This is a genomic window from Pedomonas sp. (assembly GCF_036515995.1).
Taxonomy (GTDB): domain Bacteria; phylum Pseudomonadota; class Alphaproteobacteria; order Sphingomonadales; family Sphingomonadaceae; genus Pedomonas.
This window is the reverse complement of record NZ_DATBUP010000096.1, coordinates 1-7,231: the sequence shown is the minus strand read 5'-3', so window position 1 is coordinate 7,231 and position 7,231 is coordinate 1. Positions and strand designations below refer to the sequence as shown.

The window sequence follows — 7,231 nt, the reverse complement described above, 5'->3', positions numbered from 1 at the left end:
GCCCGCGTGCTGGGCGCGACCCTGAGAGCGGGCGAGACGGCGGAATACGCGCTGGGCCGGGGCCGCCATGCCTACCTCGTGCCCGCGCTGGGCGCGGTCGAGGTGAACGGCCAGCGGGCCGGCGCGCGGGACGGCCTTGCCATCCGCGACGAGGAGCGGCTGGTCATCACCGCGCTCGAGGATGCGGAAATCGTGCTGGTGGATGCCGCCTGAGGTTGAGGGCGCGGCTTCGACCGCAGAGCCCCCACCCCTTCGTACATTGCCCCGTCTTACACTGTTCTGTTGCGTCAAGTCGCGTTGCGTAAACGCCCTGTCTGGAGAGTTTGATGAGCAAAGTTCTGGTTCTTTATTATTCCTCTTACGGCCATATCGAGACCATGGCCCACGCCGTGGCCGAAGGCGCCCGTGCCGCCGGCGCCACCGTTGACGTGAAGCGCGTGCCCGAGCTGGTGCCGCAGGAAATTGCCGAGAAGTCCCATTTCAAGCTGGATCAGGACGCGCCGGTTGCCACCGTTGCCGAGCTTGAGAATTACGACGCCATCATCATCGGCACGCCGACCCGCTTCGGCCGCCTTGCCTCGCAGATGGCCAACTTCCTCGATCAGGCGGGCGGCCTGTGGGCGCGCGGCGCGCTGAACGGCAAGGTGGGCGCGGTGTTCACCTCGACCGCCACCCAGCACGGCGGCCAGGAGATGACGCTGTTCTCGGTCATCCCCACCCTGATGCACTTCGGCATGGTGGTGGTGGGCCTCCCCTACAGCTTCCAGGGCCAGACCCGCATGGACGAGATCGTGGGCGGCAGCCCTTACGGCGCAACCACGCTGGCCAACGGCGACGGCTCGCGCCAGCCCAGCGAAATCGAACTGGACGGCGCGCGCTACCAGGGCCGTCACGTGGCCGAGGTTGCGAACAAGCTGTTCGGCTGAGGCTTATAGAGACAGCCACCAGTAGACAGTTAGAGACAGCGGCCGGTTCTTTCCCCCCTGTGGACCGGCCCGACAGGGCGGGGCAGTTTCCTCTTCTGCCCCGCCCATGTTCGCTCCAGAAAGTTTCACCTCCAGAACGGGGCCCGGCCCAGGCGGACCGCGAGATTTTTTCGGCGAACAGGAGCCGATGCGGCGCGTTTAATTATTGGCCTTCTCTTCTGAAATCGCTAAGCCACCGCCATGGCAATCTATCTTCATGAAGGCGACCTGCCGGAAGGCGTTCTCACCTCTGGCGCGATCGCAGTCGATACCGAAACGCTGGGTCTGGTACCGCAGCGCGACCGGTTGTGTGTTGTCCAGCTCTCGGACGGTCAGGGCGACGAGCACCTCGTGCGCTTCCGCCCCGGCGAGTACCACGCGCCGAACCTGAAGCGGGTTCTGGAGAACCCGGAGCAGCTGAAGATCTTCCACTTCGCCCGGTTCGACCTGGCGGTGCTGCGGCAGTACCTCGGCGTGAAGGTGAACCCGGTCTACTGCACCAAGGTCGCCTCCAAGCTCACCCGCACCTATACCGACCGCCATGGCCTGAAGGATCTGGCCAAGGAACTGCTGGGCGCTGACATCTCCAAGCAGCAGCAGTCTTCCGACTGGGGCGCGGACGTGCTCTCGGACGCGCAGAAGGAATACGCCGCGGGCGATGTGCGCTATCTGCACCGCATGATGGCCGTGCTCGATGTGCGGCTGGCGCGCGAGGGTCGGACGGAACTGGCGCAGGCCTGCTTCGATTTCCTTCCATATCGTGCCGAGCTTGACCTGCTCGGCTGGCCCGACACCGACATCTTCGCCCACGCGTGACACCGAAAACTCCCCTCCCCCCCGAATGGCACGCCGGAGCCATGCGCGGCCCCAAGGTGGGCGGACGCTATGACCAGTTCGTGAAGGTCATGCGCGTCGCCCTGCCGGCGGCCTCCGTGGTGCTGCTGCTGGCCATCGTGGTGTGGCCGCTGGTGAGCGGCCAGGAGATGTCCTTCGTGCTGTCGAAGGATCGAGTGGAGGTGAGCCCGGAACGTTTGCGCATGGAAGCGCCGCGCTACCGGGGGACGGATTCGCAAGGCCGCCCCTTCGAGATCAGCGCCGCCCGCGCCGTGCAGCAGACCTCCGCCACGCCGGTGGTGGAGCTGTCTGACGTGGCCGCGCGGATGGCGATGGCCAACGACACCGTTCAGGTGAACGCCGAGCGGGGCAGCTATGATCTGGAACAGGAACAGCTGAAGGTGACGGGCCCGCTGGTCCTGACGACCGAACGGGGCTATCACCTGACCACACGCGATGCCGTCGTGGACCTGCCGGGCAAAGTCGCTTACGGATCGGCAGGCGTTGAGGGTAACGGCCCGCTCGGCACCTTCAAGGCGCAGCGCTTCCGCGCTGACATCGAGAAGGAAACCGTGGTTTTCGAGGGCCGCACCCACATGCGGATCACCCCGAGGTCGTAAGTGCACCGGGGTCGTAACGGATAAGAGGACGAACATGCGCTGGTGGCTGGCAGCTATGACCGCGATGGCGGTCTCGGGCGGAACGGTTCTGGGGGCTCAGGCGGCTCAGGCCCAGGGCATCTCCGCGCTGAAGCGCCACGACACGAACGCAACGATCGACGTGAACGCCGACCGCATCGAGGTGCGCGACCGCGAGAACCTGGCGCTGTTCCAGGGCAACGTGAAGGTCGATCAGGCCGACATGACGCTGGAGGCCAACACGGTGCGCGTTTATTACGATCGGGGACAGGCCGAAAGCCTCGTCATTCAGCGCATCGACGCCAACGGCAACGTGCGGCTGACCTCTCCGTCCGAACGGGCGGTGGGCAACTACGGCATCTATGACGTGCGGCAGCGCCAGATCACGCTGGTGGGCAACGTGAGGCTGACCAAGGGCGACTCCACGCTGAACGGCGACCGGCTGCAGGTGAACCTGGAGTCCGGCGTGATGCGCCTGGACGGCGCGCCCGCCGTGGCCGGCCAGTCCTCCAGCCGCGTGACGGGCCGATTCGTCGTGCCGCCGCGTGACGATCAGACGAATAGTCAGTAATCAGGCGACAGAGTATCCGGCGCCGGGGGACCCAAGACCGGGCAGCGCTGAATTCACGCAGATCAGAGCCTTTTCCGATCTGATTGCATCAGATCGCGGCTCTGGACTCTTCGTTGGTCGCACTTTTGTTCAGCGCAGGGTGTACCACCCTGCTCGAAAGCTGCTCTAAAGGGGCGAAATTCGCCCATTGCCGCCTTTCCTTCGGGCTGACTCATGCATATTCTGGGCCAGCTTTGATGGCCCATACCTTTTGTTAAACTTACTATTCTAGCCATGGCGTAAGGCGACGGTGAACCATGATGGAAGCAACTCTCGGCACGGAAACCCAAACCGGTGGGGCGGAAGCCGCCACGGCGGCGCAGACCGGCCTGCACGTTGTCTCCATCGCCAAATCCTATGACAACCGCGCCGTGCTGCGCGATGTCTCGCTCTCGGTGCACCGGGGCGAGGTGGTGGGCCTGCTCGGCCCCAACGGCGCGGGCAAGACCACCTGCTTCTATTCGATCATGGGCCTGGTGCTGCCGGATCAGGGCCGTATCCAGCTGAACGGGCTGGATATCACCCGCCTGCCCATGTACCGCCGCGCCGGGCTCGGCCTTGGCTACCTGCCGCAGGAGACCTCGATCTTCCGCGGCCTGACGGTGGAGGAGAACATCCTTGCCGTGCTGGAAGTGGTGGTGAAGGATCGGGACGAGCGCATGGCCCGGCTCGACCAGTTGCTGGACGAGTTTTCCATCACCCGGCTGCGCAAGTCCGCCGCCCTCTCTCTTTCGGGCGGCGAGCGCCGCCGCGTGGAGATTGCCCGGGCGCTGGCCGCCGCGCCGTCCATCATGCTGCTGGACGAGCCGTTCGCGGGCATCGACCCCATTTCAATCGCCGACATTCGCGATCTGGTGGCTCACCTGAAAGATCGTGACATCGGCGTGCTGATTACCGACCATAACGTGCGCGAAACTCTGGACATCGTGGATCGCGCCTGCATCATCTATGACGGCAAGGTGCTGTTCGAGGGCACGCCCGAGGCACTGGTCGCCGATCCGCAGGTTCGCCGGGTTTACCTCGGCGAGCATTTCTCGCTCTAGCCGAAGGGACGCATCGCTCGCCCATGGTTCTGGGACCTCGCCTCGACCTCCGCCAAGGCCAGCAGCTGGTGATGACTCCCCAGTTGCAGCAGGCGATCAAGCTTCTGGCGCTGACCAACCTGGAACTGGAGAGCTTCGTTGCGGCGGAAGTGGAGAAGAACCCTCTTCTGGATTCGCCGGACAACGACGGACCGGACGCTCACGAACTGGGACTGGCCGAACCGCAGGGAGAGCGCTTCGACGGCGCGGAAGCGCCGGACGGCATGGCTCTTGATGGCGACGCGTCCTTCGATGCGTCCTTTGATGGCGGCGATGTCATTACGGCCGATACCCTGCTGGGCGGCGGCATGGCGGACGGCAACGACGCCCCGCTGGACATGGATATCAATTCCGAGATCTACCACCATGACAGCGCCGCCGACCGCATGGGCGACGGTCTGGAAGGCGGCCCGGAGTCCATGCTCAGCCTGAATGGGCAGGGCGCGGTCGGCGGCGGTCTGCCGGACGACGACATGCCGGGCATCGACGGCCTGCTGATCGAATCCCTGAGCTTGACCGACCACCTGCACGAGCAGGCCCGCACCGCCTTCAGCGACATGCAGTCCCTCGCCATCGCCACCTATCTCATCGATCTGGTGGACGAGAGCGGCTACCTGACCGAGCCGGTGGAAGAGGCAGCCGAGCGTCTTGGCGTGCCGCCCGAGCAGGCGCTGGGCGTGCTGAAGGTGCTGCAAACCTTCGATCCGGTGGGTGTGTGCGCCCGGACGCTGGGTGAATGCCTGATGCTGCAGGCGCGCGAGGCGGATCGCTGCGACCCGGCGATGGAAGCACTGCTGAACAATCTGGACGTGCTGGCCCGGGGCGATCTGGCCGCGCTCAGGCGCATCTGCGGTGTCGATCAGGAAGACCTGAGCGACATGATCCGCGAGCTGCGCGGGTACAACCCCAAGCCGGGCCTCGCCTTTGGGGGCGAGAGCCTGCAGACCGTGGTGCCGGACATCTTCGTGCGCAAGCTGGCCTCGGGCAAGTGGAGCGTGGAGCTGAACACTGCCACCCTGCCCCGCCTGCTGGTGAACCGCACCTACTATTCCGAGCTGAACTCCCGCGCCTCGAAGACCGAGCGCACGTTCCTGTCCGAGTGCCTGCAGTCCGCCAACTGGCTGGTGAAGGCGCTGGACCAGCGCGCCCGCACCATCCTGAAGGTGGCGACCGAACTGGTGCGCCAGCAGGAGGAGTTCTTCGAGACCGGCGTGCGCGGCCTGAAGCCGCTGAACCTCAGGCACATCGCCGAGGTGATCGGCATGCACGAATCGACCGTCTCGCGCGTGACGGCAAACAAGTTCCTCTCCTGCCAGCGCGGCGTCTTCGAGTTGAAATACTTCTTCACCTCGGCCATTCAGTCCGCCGACGGCGGCGACGCCCATTCGGCCGAATCCGTGAAGCAGCGCATCAAGGAACTGGTAGATCAGGAAAAACCGGACGCCATCCTGTCCGACGACAAGCTGGTCGAGATTCTCGTTGCAGAGAAGTTCGACATCGCCCGCCGAACCGTGGCAAAGTATCGCGAAGCACTGAAGATCCCCTCGAGCGTTCAACGTCGGAGGCTCAAGATGTTGGAAGCAGGTCAGCACAACGGTCGCTGAGACCCGTTGGACGAGATCCGCTTCGCCAGTTGACGGACCGGGGCGCACTGGTCTTGCAAGACGCTCCCTCCGTCACGACATCTCTCTTTGCGGGTGGTGGACACTCAAGGCCCGCCACTCGCCAACAGGCACTGTCCAATTTCGTGGGACAGGGCCGAACCAACCAAGGAGAGTGCTATGGATATTCGCGTCTCTGGTCATCAGGTCGATGTGGGTGATGCCTTCCCCACCCACGTGGAGACACGCCTTCAGCAACTGGCTGAAAAGTACTTTCCCCGAGCGATTAGCGCGACTGTTACCCTTGCACGAGATGCGCGCGGACACGGCTTCCGCATGGATTGTCAGGTTTACTTGCGTCAGGGCGTGTTCCTGAAGGCCGAGGCCAGTGATTTCGACCCCTATGTTGCGTTCAATTTCACCGCAGAACGACTCGAGAAGCAGCTGCGCCGCTACAAGCGCCGCCTGAAGGATCATCATAACGGCGTCGAGCGGGACATCGTCCTGTCGCCCGCCGCGCACACCGTGCTCCAGTCAACGCCGGAGGAGCAGGAAGTCGAGGAAGAACATCCGGTTATCGTTGCAGAAACGCAGGAACATATTCCCGAGGTTTCCGTTTCGGATGCGGTCATGCTGATGGATATGCGACAAACACCGGCCCTGTTGTTCCGAAATGCTGGCAATGGCCAACTGGCTATGGTCTATCGCCGTACAGACGGTAATATTGGCTGGGTAGAACCGCAGTCTGAGCGTCAGCCCGAACCGGCCTGACCAGCTGCCCTCAGGGTTCTCGAGCCCCGCCCCTTGATACGGGCGGACGATTGAAGAGCGAGAAAGACAGACATGGAACTCGCGGATCTGCTTGTCCCCGGCGCTGTAGTTGCCGGTGTCAAAGTCACATCGAAGAAACAGTTGCTGGGATCCCTTGCGGCCCAGGCCGGGAAACTGCTCGGCATGGATGAACGCCGCATCCTGGAAGCGATTCTGGAACGTGAACGTCTGGGCTCGACCGGCCTTGGCGGGGGCGTCGCCATTCCCCACGCCAAGCTGGCCGGCCTTACCTCGGTCATGGGTGTCTTCATGCAACTGGAGACGCCGCTGGACTTCGACTCACTGGACGGCAAGCCGGTCGATCTCGTCTTCCTCCTGCTCGCGCCGGAGGAAGCGGGAGCGGAACACCTGAAGGCGCTGGCGCGCGTGTCGCGCCTGTTCCGTGATCAGGCCACCCTGGCCAAGCTGCGCGGCTCGTCCTCGAGCGATGCGCTCTACGCCCTGCTCGCCTCTTACGGCCAGCAAAAGGCGGCCTGACGCGCTTCCTGACTGACATACACACCAGAAGGGCCCGGCTCACCGCCGGGCCTTTTTGTTATTACATTATTTTCATTGATGGTTTCTATTCGCAGGAGGGTCTCAACCCTCCTGCACCTCCCCTTCGTTTGTCGGGTCGCGCCTGTCGTCAGCCGCCGCGCCTACTGAATCCGGACAAAAGAAAAGGCCGCGC

The 7,231-nt window shown here is 64.0% G+C and carries 8 protein-coding genes and 1 pseudogene; all 9 read left to right on the top strand.

The window, feature by feature from the left end; all coding sequences use genetic code 11:
- A pseudogene (locus VIG90_RS07545) lies at nt 1–213 on the top strand (hypothetical protein); the annotation flags it as partial.
- Between the two features lie 113 nt (nt 214–326).
- A complete protein-coding gene (gene wrbA, locus VIG90_RS07540; RefSeq protein WP_331592880.1) occupies nt 327–926 on the top strand; it encodes an NAD(P)H:quinone oxidoreductase in 600 nt (199 codons plus the stop codon).
- 240 nt (nt 927–1,166) lie between these two features.
- Nucleotides 1,167–1,781 (top strand): ribonuclease D, encoded by a 615-nt coding sequence (locus VIG90_RS07535; RefSeq protein WP_331592879.1) that lies wholly within the window; start codon nt 1,167–1,169, stop codon nt 1,779–1,781.
- A gap of 41 nt (nt 1,782–1,822) precedes the next feature.
- Nucleotides 1,823–2,419 (top strand): LPS export ABC transporter periplasmic protein LptC, encoded by a 597-nt coding sequence (gene lptC, locus VIG90_RS07530; RefSeq protein ID WP_331592878.1) that lies wholly within the window; start codon nt 1,823–1,825, stop codon nt 2,417–2,419.
- A gap of 34 nt (nt 2,420–2,453) precedes the next feature.
- Nucleotides 2,454–3,008, top strand: coding sequence for an LptA/OstA family protein (locus tag VIG90_RS07525; protein WP_331592877.1), 555 nt, complete (start codon nt 2,454–2,456; stop codon nt 3,006–3,008).
- Between the two features lie 296 nt (nt 3,009–3,304).
- A complete protein-coding gene (lptB, locus tag VIG90_RS07520) occupies nt 3,305–4,090 on the top strand; it encodes an LPS export ABC transporter ATP-binding protein (RefSeq protein WP_414695478.1) in 786 nt (261 codons plus the stop codon).
- Nucleotides 4,091–4,113: 23 nt separating this feature from the next.
- Nucleotides 4,114–5,733: an RNA polymerase factor sigma-54 gene (gene rpoN, locus VIG90_RS07515; RefSeq protein ID WP_331592876.1), complete on the top strand. Its 1,620-nt coding sequence runs from the start codon at nt 4,114–4,116 to the stop codon at nt 5,731–5,733.
- A gap of 177 nt (nt 5,734–5,910) precedes the next feature.
- A complete protein-coding gene (gene hpf / locus VIG90_RS07510; RefSeq protein ID WP_331592875.1) occupies nt 5,911–6,501 on the top strand; it encodes a ribosome hibernation-promoting factor, HPF/YfiA family in 591 nt (196 codons plus the stop codon).
- A gap of 72 nt (nt 6,502–6,573) precedes the next feature.
- Nucleotides 6,574–7,038 carry a PTS IIA-like nitrogen regulatory protein PtsN gene (gene ptsN / locus VIG90_RS07505; RefSeq protein WP_331592874.1) on the top strand — a complete coding sequence of 155 codons (465 nt, stop codon included), beginning with the start codon at nt 6,574–6,576 and terminating at the stop codon, nt 7,036–7,038.
- The last annotated feature ends 193 nt before the right edge of the window (nt 7,039–7,231 follow it).